23 protein-coding genes are annotated in these 26,506 nt (G+C 37.6%); 16 read left to right on the forward strand and 7 right to left on the reverse strand.

All coding sequences use genetic code 11. The features are described from left to right. Position 1: 1 nt before the first annotated feature. From GTK47_RS04780 to hycI, 5 genes are read left to right on the forward strand one after another with little or no spacing between them, the layout of a single operon-like run. Complete coding sequence (locus GTK47_RS04780; RefSeq protein WP_165122320.1) at positions 2-1,735, forward strand: hydrogenase large subunit; 1,734 nt, start codon at positions 2-4, stop codon at positions 1,733-1,735. An 11-nt stretch (positions 1,736-1,746) separates the two neighbouring features. Further along, on the forward strand, positions 1,747-2,301 hold the full coding sequence (gene hyfH / locus GTK47_RS04785; RefSeq protein ID WP_165122321.1) for a hydrogenase 4 subunit H: 555 nt from the start codon (positions 1,747-1,749) through the stop codon (positions 2,299-2,301). Further along, the gene (locus GTK47_RS04790; protein WP_072069032.1) at positions 2,298-3,080 is read left to right on the forward strand and encodes an NADH-quinone oxidoreductase subunit B family protein; all 783 of its coding nucleotides are present in this window, start codon (positions 2,298-2,300) and stop codon (positions 3,078-3,080) included. Before hyfH ends, GTK47_RS04790 begins: the two co-directional genes overlap by 4 nt. Further along, positions 3,073-3,483 carry a formate hydrogenlyase maturation HycH family protein gene (locus GTK47_RS04795; protein WP_165122322.1) on the forward strand — a complete coding sequence of 137 codons (411 nt, stop codon included), beginning with the start codon at positions 3,073-3,075 and terminating at the stop codon, positions 3,481-3,483. Before GTK47_RS04790 ends, GTK47_RS04795 begins: the two co-directional genes overlap by 8 nt. Beyond that, positions 3,480-3,980: a hydrogenase maturation peptidase HycI gene (gene hycI, locus GTK47_RS04800; RefSeq protein WP_165122323.1), complete on the forward strand. Its 501-nt coding sequence runs from the start codon at positions 3,480-3,482 to the stop codon at positions 3,978-3,980. The genes GTK47_RS04795 and hycI overlap by 4 nt, the downstream gene beginning before the upstream one ends. Before the next feature lie 126 nt (positions 3,981-4,106). Here hycI and GTK47_RS04805 read toward each other — a convergent pair whose 3' ends face one another. Both GTK47_RS04805 and GTK47_RS04810 read right to left on the reverse strand, forming a co-directional pair. After that, positions 4,107-4,484, reverse strand: a complete 378-nt coding sequence (locus GTK47_RS04805) for a helix-turn-helix domain-containing protein (RefSeq protein WP_165122324.1) — start codon at positions 4,482-4,484, stop codon at positions 4,107-4,109. Continuing rightward, complete coding sequence (locus GTK47_RS04810) at positions 4,481-5,854, reverse strand: HipA domain-containing protein (protein ID WP_165122325.1); 1,374 nt, start codon at positions 5,852-5,854, stop codon at positions 4,481-4,483. Before GTK47_RS04810 ends, GTK47_RS04805 begins: the two co-directional genes overlap by 4 nt. 419 nt (positions 5,855-6,273) lie before the next feature. Between GTK47_RS04810 and GTK47_RS04815 the strand changes: the two genes are divergently transcribed. The 6 genes from GTK47_RS04815 to GTK47_RS04840 all read left to right on the forward strand — a co-directional run bounded on the left by GTK47_RS04815 (position 6,274) and on the right by GTK47_RS04840 (position 12,522). Then, positions 6,274-7,263 (forward strand): glycosyltransferase, encoded by a 990-nt coding sequence (locus tag GTK47_RS04815; RefSeq protein WP_165122326.1) that lies wholly within the window; start codon positions 6,274-6,276, stop codon positions 7,261-7,263. Between the two features lie 403 nt (positions 7,264-7,666). Further along, positions 7,667-9,250: an ABC transporter substrate-binding protein gene (locus GTK47_RS04820; protein WP_165122327.1), complete on the forward strand. Its 1,584-nt coding sequence runs from the start codon at positions 7,667-7,669 to the stop codon at positions 9,248-9,250. Beyond that, complete coding sequence (locus GTK47_RS04825) at positions 9,235-10,218, forward strand: ABC transporter permease (RefSeq protein WP_088494551.1); 984 nt, start codon at positions 9,235-9,237, stop codon at positions 10,216-10,218. The genes GTK47_RS04820 and GTK47_RS04825 overlap by 16 nt, the downstream gene beginning before the upstream one ends. Further along, on the forward strand, positions 10,215-11,027 hold the full coding sequence (locus GTK47_RS04830; protein ID WP_165122328.1) for an ABC transporter permease: 813 nt from the start codon (positions 10,215-10,217) through the stop codon (positions 11,025-11,027). Before GTK47_RS04825 ends, GTK47_RS04830 begins: the two co-directional genes overlap by 4 nt. After that, positions 11,021-11,818: an ATP-binding cassette domain-containing protein gene (locus GTK47_RS04835; protein ID WP_165122329.1), complete on the forward strand. Its 798-nt coding sequence runs from the start codon at positions 11,021-11,023 to the stop codon at positions 11,816-11,818. The genes GTK47_RS04830 and GTK47_RS04835 overlap by 7 nt, the downstream gene beginning before the upstream one ends. 59 nt (positions 11,819-11,877) lie before the next feature. After that, positions 11,878-12,522, forward strand: a complete 645-nt coding sequence (locus GTK47_RS04840) for an ATP-binding cassette domain-containing protein (protein WP_165122330.1) — start codon at positions 11,878-11,880, stop codon at positions 12,520-12,522. Between the two features lie 76 nt (positions 12,523-12,598). Here GTK47_RS04840 and GTK47_RS20460 read toward each other — a convergent pair whose 3' ends face one another. The 5 genes from GTK47_RS20460 to GTK47_RS04865 form a co-directional block, all read right to left on the reverse strand. Further along, positions 12,599-14,986, reverse strand: a complete 2,388-nt coding sequence (locus GTK47_RS20460) for an autotransporter domain-containing protein (RefSeq protein WP_241256069.1) — start codon at positions 14,984-14,986, stop codon at positions 12,599-12,601. Between the two features lie 161 nt (positions 14,987-15,147). Then, the gene (locus GTK47_RS04850) at positions 15,148-15,891 is read right to left on the reverse strand and encodes a hypothetical protein (RefSeq protein ID WP_165122331.1); all 744 of its coding nucleotides are present in this window, start codon (positions 15,889-15,891) and stop codon (positions 15,148-15,150) included. Positions 15,892-16,003: 112 nt separating this feature from the next. After that, positions 16,004-16,867, reverse strand: coding sequence for a YjjW family glycine radical enzyme activase (locus GTK47_RS04855; protein WP_165122332.1), 864 nt, complete (start codon positions 16,865-16,867; stop codon positions 16,004-16,006). After that, positions 16,839-18,380: a YjjI family glycine radical enzyme gene (locus GTK47_RS04860; RefSeq protein WP_165122333.1), complete on the reverse strand. Its 1,542-nt coding sequence runs from the start codon at positions 18,378-18,380 to the stop codon at positions 16,839-16,841. Before GTK47_RS04860 ends, GTK47_RS04855 begins: the two co-directional genes overlap by 29 nt. Before the next feature lie 237 nt (positions 18,381-18,617). Further along, a complete protein-coding gene (locus GTK47_RS04865) occupies positions 18,618-19,334 on the reverse strand; it encodes a YtjB family periplasmic protein (RefSeq protein WP_165122334.1) in 717 nt (238 codons plus the stop codon). A gap of 109 nt (positions 19,335-19,443) precedes the next feature. Between GTK47_RS04865 and serB the strand changes: the two genes are divergently transcribed. The 5 genes from serB to GTK47_RS04890 all read left to right on the forward strand — a co-directional run bounded on the left by serB (position 19,444) and on the right by GTK47_RS04890 (position 26,381). Next, on the forward strand, positions 19,444-20,421 hold the full coding sequence (gene serB, locus GTK47_RS04870) for a phosphoserine phosphatase (protein WP_075672712.1): 978 nt from the start codon (positions 19,444-19,446) through the stop codon (positions 20,419-20,421). 38 nt (positions 20,422-20,459) lie between these two features. Continuing rightward, positions 20,460-21,851 (forward strand): DNA repair protein RadA, encoded by a 1,392-nt coding sequence (gene radA / locus GTK47_RS04875; protein ID WP_165122335.1) that lies wholly within the window; start codon positions 20,460-20,462, stop codon positions 21,849-21,851. An 11-nt stretch (positions 21,852-21,862) separates the two neighbouring features. Beyond that, the gene (gene nadR, locus GTK47_RS04880; protein WP_165122336.1) at positions 21,863-23,107 is read left to right on the forward strand and encodes a multifunctional transcriptional regulator/nicotinamide-nucleotide adenylyltransferase/ribosylnicotinamide kinase NadR; all 1,245 of its coding nucleotides are present in this window, start codon (positions 21,863-21,865) and stop codon (positions 23,105-23,107) included. 382 nt (positions 23,108-23,489) lie between these two features. Beyond that, positions 23,490-24,629, forward strand: coding sequence for an ElyC/SanA/YdcF family protein (locus tag GTK47_RS04885; RefSeq protein ID WP_165122337.1), 1,140 nt, complete (start codon positions 23,490-23,492; stop codon positions 24,627-24,629). A 219-nt stretch (positions 24,630-24,848) separates the two neighbouring features. Further along, entirely contained in the window at positions 24,849-26,381 is a 1,533-nt protein-coding gene (locus tag GTK47_RS04890; protein WP_241256070.1) for an alpha/beta hydrolase-fold protein, read from the forward strand. The last annotated feature ends 125 nt before the right edge of the window (positions 26,382-26,506 follow it).

Below are 26,506 nucleotides of genomic sequence, written 5' to 3' on the forward strand. Positions count from 1 at the left end.
CGTGAGCTACCAAAATTATGTCAGTAGAAAAGAGGGAAAAGAACTAGGTGGAGATTATGTTGCCAAAGTTCGTGAAAAATTCCCATCAGCCGTTCTTGATGAAGAGCGACAAACCCCTGATCAATTGACGATAACAGTAAAAACGGAATCACTTCCTGAAGTGGTGGAATACCTGTATTACGGCTTAGGCGGTTGGTTACCTGTTTTATTTGGTAACGACGAACGTAGTTTAAACGGGGATTATGCTGTTTACTACGCATTATCAATGGAAGAGGGTGAAAAATGCTGGGTTGTTGTAAAAGCCCACGTTAGCCCAATCACTTTAGAATTCCCGTCAGTGACACCGCGTGTACCTGCCGCAGTGTGGGGGGAACGTGAAATCCGTGATATGTATGGTCTTATTCCTGTTGGTTTACCTGATGAACGCCGTTTAGTGCTTCCAGATGACTGGCCTGAAGAGATGTATCCACTGCGTAAAGACGCGATGGATTATCGCCAACGTCCAGCACCAGCAACCGAAGTCGAAACTTATCCTTTCTTGAATGAAGGTAAGCAAGATGCGCGCGTTGTACCAATTGGTCCTATGCACATTACCTCCGATGAGCCTGGACACTTCCGCTTATTCGTAGACGGTGAAAACATTGTCGATGCCGATTACCGCATGTTCTATGTTCACCGTGGTATGGAAAAACTGGCTGAAACCCGTATGGGTTATAACGAAGTCACATTCTTATCAGACCGCGTGTGTGGTATTTGTGGTTTTACTCACAGTGTGGCGTATGTGACTTCTGTTGAAAATGCATTAGGTATTGAAGTGCCTCGTCGTGCGCATACCATTCGTTCTATCTTATTAGAAGTTGAACGCCTTCATAGCCATTTGTTAAACATTGGTTTAGCTAGCCACTTCACAGGTTTTGATACTGGCTTTATGCAATTTTTCCGTATTCGTGAAAAATCGATGCAGATTGCAGAGATGCTTACTGGTGCTCGTAAAACTTATGGCTTAAACCTAATTGGTGGTATTCGTCGCGATATCTTAAAAGATCAGCGTCTGAAAACAATTCAATTAGTTAGAGAAATGCGTAAAGAAGTCACTGAATTAGTAGATATTCTTCTGTCAGCGCCAAATATGGAACAACGTACTGTCGGCGTAGGTATCTTAGATAAGAAAGTTGCTCGTGATTTTAGCCCTGTAGGTCCAATGATCAGAGCGAGTGGCTTTAAACGTGACGTACGTTTTGACCACCCATTTGCAGATTATGGCAATCTTCCACTGACTCTCTTTAGTTATGAAGGTGGTGACGTATTCTCCCGTGTGATGGTACGTATCAAAGAGGTTTTGGATTCAATGGCAATGATTGAATACGCCTTAGATAACTTACCAGAAGGTCCTTTATTAACAGAGGGCTTTACTTATCAACCCTATAAATTTGCATTGGGCTTTACTGAAGCGCCACGAGGCGAAGACGTTCACTGGAGTATGTTGGGTGATAACCAAAAATTATTCCGCTGGCGTTGCCGTGCTGCAACTTATGCTAACTGGCCTGTATTACGCTATATGTTGCAAGGAAATACTGTCTCTGATGCACCGTTAATTATCGGTAGTCTTGACCCTTGTTATTCCTGTACTGACAGGGTAACGCTCGTCGATGTGAAAAAACGTAAATCTAAAACAGTTTCTTACAAAGAAATTGAACGTTACAGCATCGAACGTAAAAATTCGCCGCTCAAGTGAGGGAATGAACGATGTTAAAATTGTTTAAAACCATAATCAAAACAGGCGAAGCAACGACCAAATATCCGTTTAAGCCTCTGGATTTACCTGATGGTTTCAGAGGAAAGCCTGAGTATGACGCGCAGCAATGTATTGTCTGTGGTGCTTGCACCGCAGCCTGCCCTGCTAATGCGTTAACGATGGAAACGAATTTGGAAACAGGCGAGCGTCATTGGCAATTATTCATTGGTCGCTGTATTTACTGCGGCCGTTGTGAAGAAGTTTGCCCAACAAGAGCGATTGTTTTATCCGATATGTTTGAAACGGCAGTGACTAAAAAGTCAGATCTTTATATTAAAGGGACTTTTAAATTATTGAGTTGCCGTGAATGCCATCAACCATTTACGCCTAGAAAATCAGTTGAATATGCGATGGAGCTATTAGTGCAATCAGGTTGGGATGAGCAAACTGTTGAAGCGATGCGCCCACAATTTGAAACTTGCCCTGAATGTAAGCGTAAACATAACTTGTTATCTGATGGCCGTGAAAATATTAGTGTGGGCGAAATTGGGAGTACAATAAAATGAGTCTACCAGAAATTCCCATTAATCATCATGTTAGCCAACCGATCACCCTTGATGATCAGGTACAAAAGCTAAAACAGACATTGTTGAAAGATATTCAGCGTTCAGCTTATGTTTATCGTGTTGACTGTGGTGGTTGTAATGGTTGTGAGATTGAAATTTTCTCCGCAATTACACCGGTTTTTGATGCTGAACGTTTTGGTATCAAAGTGGTAGCCTCGCCTCGTCACGCTGATATTTTATTATTCACTGGCGCAGTAACGCGCCAGATGCGTGTACCTGCATTACGTGCTTATGAATCAGCGCCAGATCCAAAAATCTGTATCTCTTATGGCGCTTGTGGCTGTGGTGGTGGTATTTTCCACGATCTCTATTGTGTATGGGGCGGTAGTGAATCTATCGTTCCTATTGATGTGTGGATCCCTGGTTGCCCTCCAACACCCGCGGCGACGATTTATGGATTTGCTGTTGCATTGGGTTTGTTAGACCAAAAATTAAAAGGCGAATCACACATTGAAGTAGAAAATGAGAAAGCATCTCTAATTCTACCTTCTATTCCTCTAGATGCTAGAGTAATGATTGAGCGTGAAGCACGTCGTCTTGCTGGCTATTATCAAGGAAGACAAATCAGTGATCACTTCCTTACCTTATTAGAAGGTGCCACTATTCAAGAAGTGAGTGGACGTGTTGATGAATGGCTACGACAAGCTAACGATCCTCGTTTATCAGAGATTGTAAAACGTCTGGTCTATTCATTAAGCCAAGGGGGAATTTATGCCTGATGACGCTAAAGTTTACTTTTGGTCACTAAGACAAAAGTTTGTTGATAGCGATGATGATATTCCTGAGCAAGCGCAACAGGTGATGTACTATTCGCTCGCGATTGGTCACCACGTGGGTATGATTGATTGTCTAAAAACAGAGCTAGTCTGTCCTTTAGAAAAATATGAAGCATGGATTGATTTATTACCTGAAGGTGAAGCAAAACGCAAAATGCAAGGATTGCTGACATTTGGTGAAATCAATATTAACTCTGAGCATACTCACTTATTAGCGTTAGCATTTGATCCTATTATCAAAAATGACGATCCTATTTTTAGTGAATGGAGTCAAACGCTGATTAAATTACTGGGTGAGATCCACGCAGAACCTGCTATTTATTTGATTGTGAAGAGAAAACCATGAGTAAAGCAATGACAGCACCTAAAGTGGTATTAACGGTTGGCAATAGCATGATGGGCGACGATGGTGCAGGCCCTCTGCTTGCTGAGTTAATGGAAGCAAATCCCATTGATGGATGGATTGTTATCAACGGGGGAAGTGCACCTGAAAATGTCTCTTATCAAGTAAGAGAATTACAACCTCAATGTGTTGTCATTGTTGATGCGGCAGATATTGGTCTAAACCCCGGTGAAATTAGGGTGATAGATCCTGACTATATAGCGGAAATGTTTATTATGAGCACCCATAATATGCCGCTGAATTTTCTTATAGATCAATTAAAAGATGATATTCCAGATATCACTTTCTTAGGGATCCAGCCCGATCTCGTCGGTTTCTATTATCCAATGACCGAAGCGGTAAAAAATGCCGTTGATGAAGTGTATCAAGGGATCAAGTCTTGGCGAGTTAATTACTTTCCAGAACTTGAAGTTTGTGATGAAGAAGATATTGAAGAATAAAATACAACAAGTATCCACAGATTATTTATATAAATAAAAACTAAAACATCCGCTCTGCGGATGTTTTTCGTTACTGTCACTTATATTACTCATTAGCTACAAAAATAAGCGCTAATGACACTTATATTACTCATTAATTTGGCGGCGTTCTTTTAATAGTGAAGATAAAATATGTGGTGAAGAAGGAACAAGCCCTACTTTTAAGCCAAAAGGTTTGAATACTTTATTAATGATATCAGCAGAGTAATTACCTCTATCATTTTCTATTTCAGATAAGGTTTTACGTGAAACATTGATGAGTTTTGCATAAAGATCTTGATTCAAGCCTAGAACTTTAATCCTTAGCATTTTCAATGCTCCTCCTTGAGTTATTTCTTCGAATAACAGATGTGCCATGATCTTGCTAATGACTTGTTTTCTATCAGTTGTTGCTACAAACTGATGCTTTCTAGAAGCTCTGGTGGGAAATTTATCTATGTGATTTTTATTTTCAACATTGTTCATGGTAATAATCCCCAGCGTTCTAATTTGTTAGGTATGAAATCAAAGCCAAATGTAGGCATGGTCAAAATTTGCGTAGGTACACCCCTCATTTCTAATCTTTCTTTTAAAGTCAGCAATTGTTGTGCTGTTTCTTGTAATGCATTAAGTAATTGTTCTGGTGCTATTAAATCAGATAAAGAATCTGCGATATTAATAAAATTGTACTCGCCGCCAATTTCACTGTGAGAGTCCCATTTTGTCGTTCTAGCAATACCTTCTGGATCTGCTTTCATCGGTGCAAAATCATAAATAGGTGCGAGATAAATTGCGTTGTTATATCTTATAAAAGAAGTATTTCTCCCATGATTATCGCTATTACCAAAAATAATATTTAATAAATCTCGCCTTACCCACTCGATAATAAAATTTGTCGTATTAAATTGAAAACCAAACTCAGTAACCATATTGCTTTGGTTAATCTTATCTATTAATTCTTTGATAACAGTTTCATGATATAGCGTTGTACCTGGTGCTTTATTCAATATGGAATAGACCGACTCCATAGCTAAACGAATAATTTTATTATTTTCTATTTTTATATCGAACCGAGGTAACCATAAAGAAGGGTAATTATCACCTTCTTCTAAACGCATATCTTTAATTGGGATCGTATCGAATCCCATATCTGTAAGTTCATGATAAAAATGATATTCTGTTCTTAAAATATTACAATCTACAACTGAACGACTCCCTCTAGGAAATTTAACTAAATAATGTTTATCAAGATTAGATATATCGTCTTGATAAGTATCAATCCAAACTTCCTCATTATCATTGCATCTTAATAATAATTTGGGGGCCTCACCTCCAGCACCTGTTGCACCACCAGCAGCCGCTCCTTTACGCTGAGCATAATCTAAAAAGTCACTCGCACGATTTTTTACATCATTTATAGTGAAAAAAAGATTTCTATTTAAGGGAGACGGTACGGGTAATGACTCTTTTACTCTTAAGTTTCCAATGGGAGAAATAGTACCGTGATGAAGTAATTCATAATTTTGTTGCTCAATGCTAAGTTCAGCAATATCAAGATATTGGATCCAATATCGTCGACTCGCTCCACTAGGCACAATATCATCTAAGAATTTAAGCCAACTTGGTGAACCGCTATCATCAAAATAAAGTTCAACAGGATGATTAATAGAAATGGCATGTTGATCATCTTGATAAAGATGCTCTATTGAATAACTTGTTTCATACTCCAACTCAGTAATTGGATAAGTAATATCATATTTACTGGCATATAACATACGGTCATACTTAGGAAAATTAATAATGGCAATATCTATCCATTTTTGGTTCAGAAAAGCTTGTAATGTTATCTTTTCCATATCAATTATCCTTCATGTCTTAATGAGTGTTATATCACTCATTAAAGCATAAAAAAGAATTTAATGACACCTATATTACTCATTAGCTACAAAAAATAAGCGAGAATGACACTTATATTACTCATTAAGAAGTAAGATTGTGGCTAATAACATGCTTTTTATGCGCTAACCTTAATTTTTCCTTTAGTTATTTCTTTTAAAAAATAAAACGCCTTAACCCTTTCTTCATAAGCGATAAAAAGAAGTTAATTATACTTATCCTTATTAAGTGCCCTTTTCACCTTTAGTTAGTTAAAAATTAATTTTTTATTAAGAATGAATTAAGATTAATTTATCGTTTTATTACTCTTTTTTTAATCTTTAAAACTAACTATTTAGGGGGAACTTCTTTTCTTAGCTAAGAATATAAAAGGTGGGTTATGTTTTCTTCTATACCTCAACTGAGTATTGTGGTTGCTGTTTATAATGGTGATAAATTTTTATCTAAATTTTTCAATAGATTAGAATGTATTAAATTGAAAAATTGGGAACTTATTTTAGTTAACGATGGCTCTAAAGATAACTCACTTAAAATATTACAAGAATGGAAAGAAAGATTTCCTCAAGTCACTATTATTGATCAGGAAAACCAAGGTGTTTCTGTCGCTCGTAATGTGGGGTTTAATATTTCAAAAGGGCAATATATTGTTTTTCCTGATATTGATGATGTAATTCATAATAATATGTACGATAGAATGATTAATATAGCTAAGGATGATAATTTGGATGTTTTAACCTGCAATGGTAATTATGTCTATGCAGATGGACGACCTTCACGTCCTATTTTTCCTTCAAATAGATTACGCTCTACGGAAGTGTTAACTGGGCCACAATGGCTAGAAATGGCATTAAATTCTAAGAAATTCTTACATGTGACTTGGTTAAATATCTATCGACGTGAGTTTCTACTTGCTCATGGTTATTATTTTGAGCCAGGTTTACATCATCAAGATATTCCGTGGACAACAGAAATATTATTAACCGCTAAACGTGTTAAATATATTGATGAACGTTACTACGACTACTTCATTCACTCTGAATCTGTTTCTCATAAAACACCTAATGATACTATTCATGTTAGAACAATTCATAATTACATGAAAATACTAGAAATGCTTGATGCTATTAATCAAAAGCATAAGGAAGTGTCTCAAAATATCAATGCCTGTTATTGGCAAATAGCTAAAGAAGGTTTAGGAATTATTCACTCAATTGGTTCTATTCAGTCTATTGAAGTTAAAAAACAAATAGTTAAAGAGTTTTTTGATAGAGGAATATGGTCATTAATTTGGAACAATGCGAAAGGTTTTAGATTGCGTTGGCGTTTAGGGCGACGCTATTTTAAATTAAAAAGAATATTAAATTCATAATCACAAGAGGGCACAATAATGTGCCTTTTTTGTTTTCAGTGCATATTAAATAAAATGAAATAATCTAATTTCGTTAAAAAGTCACTTTATTTCGTTTTATGCTCACTAATAAATTCAATGATAAATATATAACTTATTTATTAGAAAAATACTGTGCACTTGCTAGAAGTTTGCCATAATGAGTATTACTGCTTAATAAAAGTTTATGTAAAATCAATAAACTGTCGAATATTATTCGAGGAGTTGAATAAAAAAACTTATTATGATGCCACTGGTTTAGCCTTTATCTGCATTAGTTACAGAATATCATAATTACCATTGTTATTTATCTTGTTTCAGCCTCTTCATCTTATATAGATAGAGACTGGTAATAAGTCGTATCTAAAAAATCGGAGAATGTTTTATGTCTATTCGGTTTGGTTGGCGTCAATCATTAGTAACGTTAACTTGCTTAGCCGCGTTAAGCGTCCCTTTTGCAACATCTGCTCAAACGTTGAAATTAGCGATTGGTGAAGAGCCAACAGAGGGGTTCGACCCAATGCTAGGTTGGAGTCATGGCAGCTATTTACTTCTTCATAGCCCATTGTTAAAGCAAAATGCGGATCTCTCTTGGTATAGCAATATGTTAAGTGACTATCAGCCAAGTGAAGATGGCAAAACATGGAAATTAACGTTAAAGCCAGATTTAAAATTCTCTGATGGTCTGCCGCTTACAGCAAAAGATATTGTCTTTACCTATAACAATGCAGCTGCAAGTGGCGGTAAAGTGGATATGGGTAACTTCCTTTCTGCAAAAGCAGATGATGACTTACATGTCACTATTACATTAAAAGCACCGCAAAGTACTTTTGTAAACGTACTTGGCTCTTTAGGCATTGTTTCTGCTGATAAGTATGATGAAAAAACCTATGCACAAAAGCCAATTGGTGCCGGTCCTTATCGCATGGTCAGTTTCCAACCTGGTCAGCAATTAATTGTTGAAGCTAACCCTTATTATGCAGGACAGAAAAACGATTTTGAAAAACTCATTTTTGTTTTCCTTGATGAAGATGCCGCCTTTGCTGCTGCTCAAAGTGGGCAATTAGGTATTGTGCGTATTCCACCAGCAACGGCTGCAATCGCTAAGAATTTACCAAATACCAAATTATGGGAAAGACCAAGTGTTGAAAACCGTGGTATTGTTTTCCCAATGGTAAAATCAGGTGAGAAAAACGCACAAGGCTATGATATTGGTAATGATATCACCGCAGATATCGCTATCCGTAAAGCCATTAACTATGCTCTTGACCGTAAATTGCTGTCAGAACAAGTCCTCGATGGTTATGCGGTTCCCGCGTATACCGGTGTAAAAGGACTACCTTGGGATCAAACTGAGGCAGCATTTAAAGATGGTGATATTGAAAAGGCAAAACAAATTCTTGAAGATGCGGGTTGGAAACTGAATAAAAGCGGTATTCGTGAAAAAGACGGTTTAGAAGCAAAACTGACCTTATGGTATACCAGTGGTGATGCAACTCGTCGTGATTTAGCTGAGTCAATTCGTGCGTTAGTGCAACCTATTGGCATTCAAATGGATCTTAAATCAGGAAGTTGGGATACAGTAGAACGTTATATGCACTCGAATCCGACTTTATTTGGCTGGGGCAGCCTTGATCCAATGGAGCTCTATCATCATTACAGTGCTAATGCTGCTGGTGTTGGTTATTATAATCCGGGTTATTATAAAAATCCTGAAGTCGAAAAACATCTACAAGCTGCGCTTGATGCTCATACATGGCAAGAAGCGGTTCCTCATTGGAAAGCAGTTGAATGGGATGGTAAAAATGGCGTTGGTGTAAAAGGTGATGCTGCTTGGGCTTGGCTGATGAATGTACAACATACTTACCTAACTAACCCTTGTGTTGATCTGGGTACAGGAACACCTGAAATCCATGGTTCATGGTCATTATTAAATAGCGTAGATACTTGGAAGTGGACTTGTCAGTAATACGTCAAAGTGCGGGTTTTTTCCTGCGATTACTCTGCCTGCTGTTGGTGACAACAGCAGGTGTTTTTATTTTATTAAGTTTTTCACCGATTGATCCCATTAAGGCCTATATCGGTAGTGATCTACTGAATGTTCCTCCAGAGCAATATCCTTTAATTGCGGCGCGTTGGGGAATTGATCAGCCTTTATGGATGCGATTTTGGCTTTGGTTTAGCCAAATCATTCAAGGGGATTTTGGCTATTCCATGTTGTATAACATGCCTGTTATTGATGTTATTCGTGAACGTGCAGGACCTTCGTTTATCTTGCTTTTTTCAGCATGGGTATTTTCAGGTGTTATTGGCGTTGTGATGGGATTAGTCGCAGGTCGATATCTTAACCGTTGGCCAGATAGAATTATCTCTACTTTATCTTATCTATTAGCCGCATTACCGACGTTTTGGGTGGGATTACTGCTGCTATCTCTGTTTTCTGTCACCTTACATTGGGCACCAATTTGTTGTGCATGGCCGATGGGAAGTAGTGCCGAAACGGCAACATTAAGCCAGCGTTTTTCTCATCTTATCTTACCTATGATTGCGCTTGGATTATTAGGCACTGGGAATATCGCACTGCATACTCGCGCGAAAGTTGCTGAAGTGATGGGCAGTGAGTTTATCCATTTTGCTAAGGCACAAGGTGATAAAGGTTGGGCTATGATGCTATTTCATGTTCTACGTCATGCCATTACACCAGCACTTTGCTTACAGTTTGCATCAATTGGTGAATTACTTGGAGGCTCTCTTTTGGCTGAAAAAGTATTTGCTTATCCTGGATTAGGGCAAGCGACTGTTGATGCTGGATTACGAGGCGATATTCCTCTGTTAATGGGCATTGTTGTCTTTAGTACTATTTTGATTTTCTTTGGTAATAGTATCTCTAATCTACTATTGCGACGTATTAATAAAGGAATTTTGCGAGACTCATGATTTACGATCCGAACAAGCCTTTGTTGCGACTTTTATTAGTAGCCCTCGCGCTAATTGGGTTAGTGGTGTATGGCTTTTCTGTTTCTCATACGGATATCGCAATGGATTTTCTGGCTAGGAATCAAGCTCCATCAGATCAATATTGGTTTGGGACTGATAACTTAGGTCGTTCTTTATGGCTACGTTGTTTCCAAGGTATGTTGAGTAGTTTAAATATCGGTGTGACGAGTGCGGTTGTGAGTGGTGCAATTGCCTTAATTTTTGCTGGTATCTCCTCAATTAACCGTTATTGTGATTTTTTTGTAAGAGGTGTTGTTGATGCGCTTTTAGCATTACCTCATTTATTACTGTTGATTTTAATTTGTTTTACATTAGGTGGTGGCCAACAAGGTGTTATTTGGGCGGTGGCATTAACCCATTGGCCTAAATTGGCTTTAATTTTACGTGGTGAAATCCAACGTATTAGAGAAGCTGATTATGTGATGTTATCGCGTCGTATTGGTAATACTCCTTTTGAGTGCGTAAAAAAACACTATATCCCAATGTTATTACCTCAGTGGATCGTAGGAACTTTGTTAATGTTTCCTCATGCGGTATTACATAGTGCAGCGTTAAGTTTTTTAGGTTTTGGTCAGGCTGCTCATGAGCCTTCACTCGGCTTATTACTGGCTGATGCGCTACGCTATTTAAGTACAGGCTCTTGGTGGATGGTGGTGTTTCCGGGATTAATTTTGATGTGTTTAGTTTTGATCTTCGATCAATTTGCTAAAGCAATGCAACAGTTATGGTTAAGAGGGGCAGGATGTTAAGTTTTGAACAGCTTTCCATTGATATTGCACAATTTCGCTGGTTAGGAAAACGAAATTGGCAGCCGTTGCTAAAATCAATCTCATTGGATATTAAACCCGGAAAGATGCTGGCATTAGTCGGTGGCAGTGGTGAAGGTAAAAGCCTGTTATTACAAAGCGCTCTAGGACTTTTGCCTGCCAATATGCGCGTTCGTGGTGCGATTAAATTGAATGGGCATACACTAAGCGAGCGAGAATTGATTGCTTATCGCGGGAATACCTTTTGTTATATTCCTCAAGGTGTCAGTGCCCTCAATCCGTTGATCTGTATCGGCGATCAATTAAGTCGCTCTGCGCGTTTAAGTGGTGCAGATGTCTCGTCTGATGATATCGTGCAACAGTTAGGGCTTTATCATCTCTCAGGCTCTTTGGTAAAAACGTATCCAGCAAAACTGTCTGGTGGGATGGCAAAACGTGTGTTGGCCTGTAATGCGACACTCTCTAATGCACAATATATTTTGGCTGATGAGATCACCTCATGGCTTGATGATGAACATGCCTGTTTGTTATTAGGGCATTTAAGAGAGTTATGCAATCAAGGTAAATCAGTGCTTTGGGTTACACATGATTTAGCTTTAGCAGCACGATTTGCGGATACGATAGCGGTGCTTAATCAAGGTGAAGTTAACGAAGTCATTCCTGCTAATGTGCTTAATCGTCATGAAGGTAGCGAATGGTTAAAGACACTCTGGAACGCATTACCTGAACAACAATTTATAAATACAAAAGAAGCATCACTTAATTCATTATAATATTGAGTTCTTAAGTCTTATTTTTATACGTTTAATTTGTGATTTCTGGAGTTATCTTTATGCCACTTTTAGAGTTAAAACAATTATCTGTGGAGCAAGCAGGTAAAGTGTTATGGCAAGATCTCTCCTTTTCGTTAGATGCGGGAGAGCGACTCGGTATTTCTGCACCAAGTGGCACTGGGAAAACAACATTAGGTCGTGTTTTAGCACAGTGGCAAAACCCCACTCAAGGTTCAATTCTGGTTAATGGCAAACCGTTGTCTAAGAAAGGCTATTGTCCTATTCAGTTAGTTCCTCAACACCCTGATAAATGTTTTAACCCCTTTCGAACAACAGGGGATAGTGTTTATGACGCTTGGTCGCCAAATGAAAGCTGGCTCGAAAAACTCAGGATCAAACAAGAGTGGTTAACGCGTAGACCTAATGAATTATCTGGTGGAGAACTTGCGCGTATTGCGTTATTACGGGCGTTAGATCCTCGTACCCAAATATTGATTGCTGATGAAGTGACCGCACAGTTAGACGCACAAATTCAAGCAGATATTTGGCAGGTATTGATTGATGAAAGTCAGAAGCGTCCTTTAAGTTTGATTATTTTTAGCCACAATAAAGCTCTACTTGAAAAAGTATCGACGAAGGTGTGGTGGATTAATGAAGAAAAAAACAATTCTATTATTTCAAATTTGAATTCTTCAATCAGCTAATAAAAAGGGCTTCCTATATTTTTATAGGAAGCCAAATAATACAGCTAAAATTAACCCCAAATATAACAATAATGAATTAGAAGCGATAAGTGTAGTCAATACCAAATTGCATATCGTGATTACGATATGTAGTCATTTCCCAATTTGCTTTAGTACCAATAGATGAGTGTTTATCCACTTGATACGTTAGTCCAATATGAACAAATGGGCGTTGTTTTAACGGCTTTTTATTCTCTGAATAATCAATTTGTTGTTGACCTAAGTAATCAATATGACTACGGAAATCTCCTTGATAATGCGATAAGTTCCACAGTAAGCCTGCTTTTGTATTAAGTATGAAAGAAGAACCTAATAAATGCTCTATACCCAATCCTATTTTGGCTAATAATGAATACGTTTTGAGGGCATCATAGTGTGCTGCAATTTGGGCATTTTGAGTTTCACTGTAAGCTGAACGTGAGATTTGATTAAAAGTAAGTCCTGCAAACGGAGTTATCAGTAAATCATCAGATAGTGAATAAGGATAATAAGTTTGTAAATCAATGTGGTAGCCAGAAATCCTAGCGTTACCTTTACCTGATTCAGTATTTGCTAATGCTTGTCTTTCAATAGAAACTTTACGATTTAAATAAGCACCTTTTAAAGAAAGATGCAGTGCATTACTGTTTAACTCAGTATTGAGTGATGGCATTAAATCTAAACTAAAACCAATTAAAGGTAATGCATAGCCTTGATATTGATAACCTTTAGGTAATGAAGAATAGACATCAGTATCAATGGCAAGCCCTACAACTAATGGAATATGATTAATATCAAAACGATAAGCACCACTTAATCCAGTTTGTGTTGCATTGGCTTTATTTACATTTTGATAGTGTGTAAAACCACTAATACACGTTTTTTCAGTACCTACAGAGCAAGTTGCAGAAGCTAGGTAACGCAATTGACCTTGTTGCATATCTATAAGCTTATAGCCATTTTCAGCCATTAATTGCATTGATTTATAAGTGCTTTCAATGTCGATAGGTTTGCTGATAATGATCGATGGTTTTGTTATTTCTTTTTCTTTTGCTCGTAGTTCTAATTCATCTTCTACTGGGATCAGTTCTTTGGCTTTTTCTTCGGCAATGCGCTTAGATTCTTCTTGAGTTTTCGCTTCTTCGGCTAAACGTTGCTTTTCTTTAGCTTCATTAGCCAAACGTTGCTTTTCTTTGGCTTCATCAGCCAAACGTTGCTTCTCTTTGGCTTCTTCGGCCAAACGTTGCTTTTCTTTGGCTTCATCAGCCAAACGTTGTTTTTCTTTGGCTTCATCAGCCAAACGTTGCTGTTCTTTGGCTTCATCAGCCAAACGTTGTTTTTCTCTGGCTTCATCAGCCAAACGTTGTTGTTCTTTGGCTTCATCAGCCAAACGTTGTTTTTCTCTGGCTTCATCAGCCAAACGTTGTTTTTCTTTGGCTTCTTCGGCCAAACGTTGTTTTTCTCTGGCTTCGTCAGCCAAACGTTGTTTTTCTTTGGCTTCGTCAGCCAAACGTTGTTTTTCTTTGGCTTCGTCAGCCAAACGTTGTTTTTCTTTGGCTTCATCAGCCAAACGTTGCTTTTCTTTGGCTTCATCAGCCAAACGTTGCTTCTCTTTGGCTTCTTCGGCCAAACGTTGCTTTTCTTTGGCTTCATCAGCCAAACGTTGTTTTTCTTTGGCTTCATCAGCTAAACGTTGCTTTTCTTTGGCTTCATCAGCCAAACGTTGTTTTTCTTTGGCTTCGTCAGCCAAACGTTGCTTTTCTTTGGCTTCATCAGCAAGTTTTTGTTTTTCATTATTAAAATATTCATTACTGATTTCATTATTTTTCCAAATGACTTGACGCCAATTATTATGTTTATCAGTAGATAAACCATAAATAATTCTTCCATCATCAGTAATTGAATGAGCTTCAGAATCATTACCTTCGTCAAGGGTTCCTAAATCGTACATTTTTTCATTTAAGTAAAGAAAGCCATGACGATGAAACATAATAAACGCTTCTGGACCTCTTTTTGATGGATCCTTTGGGATTGTATCGTGATTATAATGATCCGTTTCAGACCATCCTACGATATATTGGCCATCAGCTGAGATATCCATAGCTCTTGCATTTCTAAATTGTGTTTCACCTGCCTTTTCAGAAAGATTGCCTATGTTTTTAAGATTATTTTTTGAAAAATCATAGAGTAATGCATGGCTAAAAAGTGAAGAGGATTTTTTTATGCCATAAGGTAGTTTTATTTCATAATCATCATGCCAAATTTCACCCCAACCAACACTATAATTGCCATTTTCTGAAAGAGCTGTGAGCTTAGATGAACCAAAATCAGAGTAACTCACTTCTTTTATTGGACCTTCTCTTTTAGTAATAAACGCTATTTTAGGATATTCAGCATTAATGAGTTGTTTTTTAGATAGATTTCTATCGAGTTGGCCAATAATCACTTGAGCATTATCACTTACTTTCTGGATATCGACATTTCTTTTCTTTATTTTATCTAAAAATGGAGGAGCGGTTATTGCTAAAAGTAAAATGTCTTTTTCGGGATGCTCTGGTAAATAATTATTAATATTTTCAATGTTAAGATTAAATTTTTCTTTTTTAACTATATCGTATATATATTTTTTTCTTTTGCTATTGTTGGAGAGTACAAAATAAATTTACCATCTTTAGTAAGATGATGAATAGTTATATTATTATCTAATAGGGTAAATATATTATTTATTCTATTGTAGATAAAAGCATTGCATTGAGAATAACCAGAACAATTATTTGTTGTTAATGAAATATTCTTGTCATTAATCATCTTAGTTAATATTGACTTAGACTCTGTTGTATAACCAACGATAATTTCACCATTATGAGAGATTTTATCTAGATAAAGGGTGTCTAATCGTTTATCACTTTCTTTATTCACTTCATTCCGAGTTATACCGCCATCTGTGCTGACAAATAATTCACTTGGAAGGAAGTTTTCATTAAATGATAATAATTTCCTTATATCGTAACTAGGTATCTCTTTTTTTATTTCACTATTTAAATTATCTGCAACTGTATTATATTGCAAAAGCGTATCTTTATTTATGGCAGTATAATAATAGACACTTCCAAAAGGAGTAGATAGATATTGATTATAATTAGTTTTATCTAATATTTTACCATGCTTATGTTTAATATCTTCATGTTTCTTCCCGCGAAGTTGATAGTATTGGTTCGCATTATTTGAAATACTAAAGGGTTTGTAAATTGAATGACTTATATCTTTTATATTATAGTTAGCATGGGAATTAATTGGAAATATATATATTGAATATGTTATCAATAATATTGATTTGTGTTTTATTTTCATAGCAGGAGCCCATAAAGAGATTTTCTAAATGAGGTTATCTTCTGTTTTAATTAAAGTCAAACAGATAAGTTTATATAAATTACAGTGTCTAATATGGTTGGTTTATTATATTTTAATAAATATTTGGTATTTTAATTGAATTAATATTTCTAGCTTTGAATTCATTCATTAAATTAATAACTTCTTTTTGAGAAGTTGCACGCCAATTGCTTGCCTCACCATAAACACCATGTTGATGAAATGCATTAATACGGATTAATACAGATTCACCAAGTGAATTAATAAACTGGGAAAGTAATTCAATATTTTCTAAATAATCGGTTTTTTCTGGAATATATAAAAGACGTAATTCTGTAAGTAAATTATTATTAGCTAACCATTTGATTGATTCTTTAATTCGATGATTACCTCTTCCAGTTAAATAAATATGGGTATCTTCATTCCAGCTTTTTAAATCAATCATGGCTCCATCCATAAAAGATGAAATTTTTTGCCAGCCATTAAGTGAAAGCGTGCCATTACTATCAATTAAACACGTCAAATGTTTGAGATCAGGGGCCTCTTTGATTGCCTTAAAATAATCAATTAAAAAAGGAAGTTGTAATGTAGATTCTCCACCACTGACTGTTACACCATTAATAAATGCTGCATATTTGCGTGTAATAGCCATTAACTCATCAACGGTATAAGTTAAGGTCATTGGGCTTGATTGACGTGGGCATTGCTGAATGCAGGTGTCACATTGTTCACAACTGGTGCTATTCCAACTTATGACACCATTCTGCAATGAAAGCGCTTGCTGTGGACAAGTCGGAATGCAGTCACCACAATTGTCACAGATCCCCATTGTGTAGGGATTGTGGCAATTTTTGCACCGCAGATTACATCCTTGTAGAAAGATGGCCAGACGATTGCCTGGGCCATCAACACAAGAGAAGGGGAGTATCTTATTTATCGAAGCGCATCTGCTGTTCATGACTGATAACTCGTGGTTTTCGTTCAGCAATATGACAATTTGCAGTAGCTTCATCACCTAACCAAGTGGTATTAAGACGAGAGCCTTCTTCTTTATACTTTTTCAAATCAGATAAGCGCACCATATAACCTGTGACACGGACGAGATCATTTCCACCCACATTGGCAGTGAATTCTCTTAATCCGGAAGAAAATGCGCCTAAGCAGAGTTGCATTAGGGCATCAGGGTTTTGTTTGATGGTTTCATCAACGGTTAAAATATCGCTGATCCCTGAAGTATAAAATTGATGGTGAGGCGCAACGGTCATTAAGTGGGTAACAGGATCTGGCTCTTTACCATAAGGAATTCGAGTTGCAGGGGTTGTGCCAATATCAGAACTAATACCCGATTGAGCATGTAACATCGCTCGGTGGTTCCAACCATATTTTACAGGTGTTTCAGTGACAAATTGAGCCAATTTCTCACTGATCATATAGCTAAGTTTATTAGCTGATTCATTATCACCATAAGCAACATTTTTACCTTCTTTTTCAAGTAAAAGCGCTACTGCTTCTGCCATGCCATAAATACCAAACATAGGGGCAAAACGATCAGGTGAGATCAATCCTTCTTCAACTAAGAAACTCTGTTTAAAGAAGTTAGATTTTTCATAGAGAAACTCACAACGAGCATCAATGATCTCAATCTGTTTTTGCATATAAAAAGGCAATACATTATTAAGAAAATCAGAGCTATTTTGGCTACGTTGTGCAACCTCTTTGAGGTTTATACGCACTAAGGTGCTACCACCACCACTTTGAGGCAGAGAGTTATAACAACTCACAATTCCGTATTCATCTTTGCCAAATACCGCATCTTGCAATGTACCATTAGCAATATGGGGTTTACTACTGTGGCAAATATTGGTGATAGCTTGGTGAAGTAAATCAGCAGGCGTTGATTTCGCATCATAAATAAACGTGAGATTAGGGGCAACTTGCTGAAGATCAACATCTACTTTAAGAATTAGACGTGTAAGAACAGAGTCTTCTGGGCCAATATTGGCGTGCATAAAGGCATCTGGTAGCGTTCTATCAAGATAGCGCCAGAAGCGTTTTAATTTAGGGTAAAGCTGTTCTTCAGTCAGTTCACCAACATAAGGCAGTAAGATTTTATCAATGCGGCCTAAATAAACAGGCATAGAGGTTACAGAAGGAACATGATGATAAAGAATAGTCAGCATGTTTAAGGCATCATCAAAATCTTGCGCAGGTTCTAGTTCTAAATAGCGAGAGCCTTGTGATAAAAACTTCGCATAATCAGGCAAGACATAACGCGGTTTATAAGGGGCGTGACCTTCATACATATCACAGATAACCCGTTCATTAAGCGCTTTAGCAGCATCCTCAGGAAGTGAGGGGTAAGGCAACATATTTTCAGCTTCTAAAGCGAGAAAATGACGTTTTTGTTCAGGGGAAAGGGTTGGGTTTTCTACGATTTGTTGACAACGTTGGATAACAGATTGTTCAGTCATAACCACCTCAGTACTCAAAGAGCCAGAAAAAGATTTAAAACCTATCTTTTTAGGTTAATGACTTAGTGAGAATTTACCGTGACTTTAAACAAAACCCCTTTAAAGATTAAGGAAATAGCACGAAAATACGTATAAATTAGATATATCTAATTTAAATTATAGTTAACTAGAAATAAAAAAGTGAGTTCAGCTAATGAATAACTCAACCCACTTTGTGACATCTCAATAGAATAAAAATTATGGCTTCTCTATTTTATTCTCCGCGTCGTTATTTTCTTCAGTAGATCCTTTTTCTTCATTACTCTCGTTTTCTTCAGTCTCTTCTTTTTCAGTACGAGGCGGTAAATTGGCGGTTAATAAATAAGGAGATTGTTGCCAATGAACGGGAGTTAGTTGAAGAAGGTTATGAGAAAGCAAAAAGCCAATTGCAAGCGCTACTAATAACATGACACGTAATAAATTTGTTGTGTTATCGACTTGGCTTGATTCAGTGACAAGCTGATGAGTATCCAGCGTAAGCCTTAAAAAGCCTTTTGGTTTATCTTTCCCCGGCACAGGCACAACGAGTTGGTGATTAAAAGAACCACCATTTTTTTGCCCTTCTAGTGCCAATCGCTCTTTAACAGTGATATTTTCACCACTATGCGCTATTTGTGTACCATCTTCTAAATAAAGACTGGCATCAAGCACCCGACTATCGTGAGTCAGATGATTTAAATTAGCCATAATGAGGGGATTTACGTTATCTTTGCTACTGTCATCTATATAAGTGGATAAAGAGAACGCAACTTGTTCTGCCAGCGTTTTTGCAAGCTCTTCAAACTGAGTAATACGGGCGTGCTGATTTGCACGGCTAAAATAAGACGCGCCTTGCATAAGAAATGCCAATAGTGCGATACAAATCAGTATAATCGCCGTTTTTTGTAGTTTGAATTTTAGTTTGTCTTTAAGCATGTTCATCCTTTTGCGTAAGCAAGTATGTGCATGTTGCCAGATGAGCCAGAGATAGAATAGGCTGAATAACGATTATTTTGTTCAGACAGGGGAAAACAGGAGAATAAGTATGTCAAATAGTCTGACCTATTGCTATTTACCGGATGAAATCCGTAAATGGCCAGGTCTGCCGTTATCACTCAGTGGTGAAGAGGTAATGCCACTAGATTACCGTGCTGGCGATAGTGGATGGTTACTTTATGGACGTGAACTTGATAAAAAAAGAATAAGCGAGTTCCAACATAAATTAGGTGTGGCAATCGTAGTCGTTTCTTCATGGCGCATTGATGATTACCAAGTTGTGCGTATTGCAGGTAGCCTAACTCGCCGGATCCGCCGTTTATCCGATGAATGTGGCCTAGATGTCGTTCCACTAGGTGAAATTCCTCGTTTACGTTCTCCTGGGCTTTTAGTGATGGATATGGATTCAACGGCAATTCAAATTGAATGTATTGATGAAATCGCCAAACTTGCTGGAGTAGGTGATAAAGTTGCTGCGATAACAGAGCGAGCAATGCAAGGTGAAATGGATTTTAGTGAAAGCTTAAAATTGCGTGTTGCTGAACTTAAAGGTGCTGATGCTTCTATTTTACAAAAAGTGATGGATGATCTGCCTCTTATGCCGGGGTTAACGAGTCTAGTTCGAAAACTTCAGGCAATGGATTGGCATATTGCTATTGCATCTGGCGGTTTTACTTATTTTGCTGATAACTTAAAACAAAAATTACGTTTAGTGGCTGCTGTTGCTAATCATCTTGAAATTAAAGATGGCAAACTAACGGGTAAAGTTAAAGGCCCTATTGTTGATGCGAAATATAAAGCACAAGTCCTTGCACGTTTAGCTAAGGATTTAGAGATCCCAATAGAGCAAACAATTGCCATTGGGGATGGTGCAAACGATCTTAAAATGTTGAGAAAAGCAGGACTTGGCATTGCTTATCATGCAAAACCTAAAGTATATGCTCAGGCGAAAGTAGCGATTCGTCACGCTGATCTAATGGGTGTATTGTGCATTTTAAGTGGTGGTTTAAAACACGAAGAGCGCTAAAGGCGTTTTTCTAAAATAGTTATTGTTGGGAGAGAAGTGTGGCAAAAGCAGCAAAAAGAGCCTTTGTATGTAACGAATGTGGGGCAGATTACCCTCGCTGGCAGGGACAATGTTCTGCTTGTCATGCATGGAATACAATTACAGAAGTGCGCCTTGCCGCAGCCCCTTCTTCCCGCAACGACCGTTTTAGTGGATTTGCAGGTGATGCAAAAGGTGTTAGCCGTGTTCAAAAGCTATCGGAGATTAGCCTTGAAGCGTTACCTCGATTCTCCACTGGATTTAAAGAGTTTGACCGCGTACTAGGCGGTGGCGTTGTTCCCGGAAGTGCCATTTTAATCGGGGGAAGTCCCGGCGCAGGTAAAAGTACCTTATTGCTACAAACCATGTGTCGTTTAGCCACAGAAATGAAAACGTTATATGTCACGGGTGAAGAGTCGCTACAACAAGTCGCTATGCGCGCTCATCGATTAGGTTTACCGACAGCAGAACTGAATATGTTGTCAGAAACCAGTATTGAACAGATTTGTTTAATTGCCTCACAAGAACAACCTAAATTAATGGTGATTGACTCTATTCAAGTGATGCATATGGCGGATATTCAATCTTCACCGGGCAGTGTTGCTCAAGTCCGTGAAACAGCCGCTTATCTGACTCGTTTTGCTAAAACTAATGATGTTGCCATTATTATGGTAGGTCATGTGACAAAAGATGGCACATTAGCAGGGCCTAAAGTATTGGAACACTGCATCGACTGCTCAGTTATGTTAGATGGTGAAACAGACTCTCGTTTTCGTACTTTACGTAGCCATAAAAACCGTTTTGGCGCCGTTAATGAATTAGGCGTTTTTGCCATGACAGAGCAAGGATTGCGAGAGGTGAGTAATCCCTCTGCTATCTTTTTAAGTCGAGGTGATGAAATTACTTCAGGCAGTTCTGTGATGGTGGTGTGGGAAGGTACAAGACCTTTACTGGTGGAGATCCAAGCATTAGTTGACCACTCAATGTTGTCCAATCCACGTCGTGTTGCGGTGGGATTAGAACAAAATCGACTTGCAATTCTACTTGCTGTTTTACATCGTCATGGCGGGTTACAAATGTCTGATCAAGACGTTTTTGTGAATGTAGTTGGTGGAGTAAAAGTCACAGAAACCAGTGCAGATTTAGCCTTGTTATTATCATTAGTATCAAGTTTTCGTAATCGTCCTTTACCACGTGATTTAGTGATATTTGGTGAAGTAGGGCTTGCGGGAGAAATTCGACCTGTACCGAGTGGGCAAGAGCGTATTGCAGAAGCAGCAAAACATGGATTTAAACGGGCTATTGTACCGAGTGCAAATATGCCGAAAAAGAATCCGCCTGATATGAAAGTGTATGGTGTGAAGAAGCTGTCAGATGCGTTATCTGTCCTTGATGATTTGGAAGATTTCTAAAGGAGAAAAGTATGGGTTCTTTTGATTATATCAAACAGGCTATCAGAAAAAATGGATATACTTTACAACAAGTTGCTGATGAAAGTGATATGACGAAAGGCTATCTTAGCCAATTGATTAATAATAAAATCAAGAGTCCCAGTGCTAAAAAGATGTCGGCATTACACCAATTTTTAGGGTTAGAATACCCAGTGAAAAAGAAAACTATTGGTGTGATTTTTGGCAAATTTTACCCTCTTCACACCGGACATATTTATTTAATTCAAAGGGCTTGTAGTCAAGTCGATGAATTGCATGTCATTTTATGTCATGACGAGCCTCGTGATAAAAATCTATTTATTAATAGTGCGATGTCTCAGCAACCGACGGTCAGTGATAGATTGCGCTGGTTATTACAAACCTTTAAATATCAAAAAAATATTCGTATTCATGAGTTTGATGAACACGGTATAGAGCCACAGCCTCATGGCTGGGAAATGTGGAGTGAAGGGATCAAAACATTTTTGCGTGAAAAGCAGATAACCCCTGATTTTATCTATACCAGTGAACGAGAAGATGCGGATCAATATAATGCTTTCTTGGATATTGAAACGGTTCTGATTGATCCCGAACGTTCATTTATGAATATCAGTGGTAGTCAAATTCGCCAAGCCCCTTTTAAATATTGGGAATATATTCCAACAGAAGTAAAGCCTTTCTTCGTGCGTACAGTGGCGATTTTGGGTGGTGAATCCAGCGGTAAATCAACGTTAGTGAATAAGCTTGCCAATATTTTCAATACGACGAGTGCATGGGAATATGGTCGTGATTATGTGTTTTCTCACCTTGGTGGTGATGAAATGGCATTACAATATTCCGACTACGATAAAATTGCATTAGGGCATGCTCAATATATTGATTTTGCTGTTAAATATGCAAATAAAGTCGCTTTTGTTGATACGGATTTTGTCACGACACAGGCATTTTGTTTACGTTATGAAGGTAAAGAGCACCCTTTTGTTCAAGCTCTGATTGATGAATACCGTTTTGATTTAGTTATCTTGTTAGAAAATAACACACCGTGGGTAGCCGATGGTTTGCGTAGTTTAGGTAGCGATAAAGATCGCCGTCGTTTCCAAACCTTACTCATGGAAATGCTCGATAAAAACAATATTGAGTATATTAAAGTTAACTCCCCTGATTATGACGAACGCTTCTTAAGTTGTGTTGAATTAGTCAGAGAATTATTGATGATGCAATCAAAGCATATTGAGTAAAAACATAAATATAAAACGCCTTAAGGGGCGTTTTTACATTTTAGAATAAAAATAATCGCTGATCTCAAAACTCCATGCTTTCCTCTCAGAGTAAATCCCTTTTATTATTCTTTATCACTGATGCCCTGTCAGAACAAAATCATCCACCAAAAGATAAAAATACATAAAAAAATCTGTCAAATAAGCTATCTACGTAATAATGCTATTTTTTTCAATAAGGTGAAAAAGGTTACTGAAAATTAATGTGGGGATCTCTATTATAGATAACAGGTATAGATTTATCGGTGTGTATTTCTTTTGCCATTAGGTGTGAGGAATCACACTCTCTATCTTCATTCGCTCAGATGAAGAAGCAGACTATTTTTCGTAAAAGGACAAGATAATGGCGCAACCTTCCCGTGTTTCACTTCATATCAAGAAAACTGTCATTTCGTTAGCGATTGCTGCTTTAGGTTTTACCGTTTCATCCAATGCATTGGCTTATCAAAAAGTTCATCAGCCAGATAATAGCTATCAACAGTATGTCTCTCAGCGCCAAACGGTTGATAGTTTGATCCAAGATGCATTAGATGCCTTTAAGTCACCTGCGCGTGTCTCTGATGCTGGATTTACGGGAAAACTGCCATCTAATATGGAAATTGTGGCGCAAAAACTGCAGCAAGCTTATAAATTAGAACCTTACCGCCTTGATTTATTATTTAGTACTGCCAGCGCTTATATCTATAACAATGATGTTCCTCGCGCAATTACGATTTATAAACAGATTTTAGAAGCAGCTCCGGATGATATTGATGCATTAATTTACGTCACTTCATGGACTCGTTTTGAAGGCCAAGACAAAGAGAGCGAAGCGTATTTCGCTAAATTAAAATCATTAAACCCAGCTAAAGCTGAAGAAATTAGTCGCTTCTTTGCACAAATTGATCGTGTAAGTACCATGCCGTTAAGTGATAAATTAACGCAGACAGATTTGGCAAAACTGAATAAGACTAAAGATAATAACGCGATTGTGACATTGGGTTATGCATTAAACCCTGATGGTACAATGAACAAAATCTTAATTGAGCGTCTAAATAAAACCTTAGAAGTCGCTAAGCAATTGCCTGAAGCAATGATTGTTGTGACAGGTGGCGTGCCTAAAGCACACCAAACAGAAGGTAAATTAATGGCGGATTGGCTGGTGAAAAACGGTATTGCACCAGAGCGTATTTTCCAAGAGAACTACGCGCGTACAACGGTCGAGAATGCGTTATTTAGCCGCTATGCCTTAACCAAACATCGTATTAAAACAGCCGTTATTATTAGCTCTGGTAGTCATGTTCGTCGAGCTGATGCGATTTTCACGCTTGCAAGCTGGCAAAGTGGCCCAAGTGACATTACTTATCTAACTGTTGTTGCACCGGATAAGCCATTAGCTGAATTACAAAAGGCAAGTAAATCAGATATACAAGGTATCTATCGTGATGGCTTAAAAGCATTAGGATTATGGAGCTTCCGTAGCTATCCATTAGAAGAGCGTTAATGGGGGCGTTTTAACGTTAATTAACTTAGAAATAAAATCTCCTCAATAACCAAAATGATTGAGGAGATTTTTATTATTTTTTACTGAGGTGCTAAATTGATTTTAAATTTGTACACGCTTAATTTTCATTGAATTGATAACAATTATCATTACTATTATCTCTCGCAATAGTTAATAATGAGAAATAAAGTGAGAATTCCTCTGATGATATGTGCATTGATGGCCTCTTTTCCCAGCTTTGCAAGTTGCTTAGCCGTAACTGAAAATAAAGAAATGACAGGTCAGTTTGATAACAACAATACGTTGTGTTTTACCACTCATTTAGAAAGCCAACGTTATGTTGAATTAAACGTAAAAGGGATACAAAATCTACGGTTAGAGAAACAAGACGGCACTCATATTCGTAGTTTATTAAAAGATATTCCTGCTGATGGACAACAGAAAGTACGCTTTTTATTACCTGAAACTGCGAATTATCAATTGGTTGCACAAGGTGAAGCTAAAAAACAGTGGCAATTCACGCTAACAACACAGCCTTATCAACCGTTAGATAAAGATGCTGGTATTACGCCAACAAGCCCCCGTTTACAAACACTCGCCAAACAACTTGATCAACAAAATATTCAGGTATTTTGGCAACAAATACATCAGGAAGGTGCTCCTCTGATTGAGCCTTATGATAATGATAAAAAGCGAGTGACTTTTTTATGGCGAGGCGCAAAAAAAAATGTCTATTTGTTGGGATCTCCCGATGGTAATCATGATCCATTAACGCATTTAGCCAATAGTGATATTTGGTATCGTAGTTATATCGTGCCTAACGATACATTAATGCAATATAAGTTAGCGCCTGATGTACCTATTATTGAAAATTCAGCGCCATTTGAGCAACGTCGCGCAATTTTAACCACAGCACAGGCCGATCCATTTAATTCCCAAAACTCTCCAAGTCAATCTGAGGATATCTATAATCACTTTTCGTTATTGTCGTTAGACAATAAACGTGAATGCCAATTACCTTATATTCTTGATAGAACAATGAAAGGCAAGACGGAGATTGTTCGTTTTCACAGTGAGATCTTAAATAATGATCGTGAAATTGCCCTTTATCTGCCAGCTCAAAAAATGGAAGCACCACGGATCTTGGTCTTATTTGATGGTCAAACTTATCGTCGCCAATATGGAATTGATCGGTTTTTTGATAAACAGATCGAGGAAGGTAAATTGGCACCTATGATGATCTTATTTGTTGATAGCATTGATAGCGATCGCCGTAGTGTTGAATTACCACCAAACCCTGATTTTTACCGTTTCTTAGCAGATGAATTATTTGTTTGGTTAGAAAAAGAGAAAGGTATTCACGTATCTGGAGAAGAAACGATAGTATCAGGCTCGAGTTATGGCGGGTTAGCATCTTCATGGGTCGCATTTAATCGCCCTGATCGTTTTGGTAAAGTGCTTAGTATGTCCGGCTCTTATTGGTGGGCACCTGAAAATGAAGAGCCTGAATGGCTTATTCGACAATTTGAGCAAGCAGATAAAAAACCATTACAGTTTTTCTTAGAGGCTGGGTTATTTGAAAGCCGTGGTGATAAAGGCGGAATTTTAAATAATAATCGTCATCTTAAACAGGTTTTAGAGCAAAAAGGCTATCCGGTTAAATCGCTCGAAATGGCCAGTGGGCATGATTATATTTCTTGGTGTGAAACCCTGTATTTGGGGGCTAAAGCATTAACTCAAGAGAATGACTAGTTTAAGATCCCACCTTAACGATATGCTTTAATAAAACAGAGGCTTATACCTGTATTAGCGGTATAAGCTTTTTATTTTGTCATCAACTTGTCATAAAGCTGTCATCGAAATCGCTTTTACTCTTC

It is taken from the genome of Proteus sp. ZN5 (genome assembly GCF_011046025.1).
GTDB lineage: Bacteria > Pseudomonadota > Gammaproteobacteria > Enterobacterales > Enterobacteriaceae > Proteus.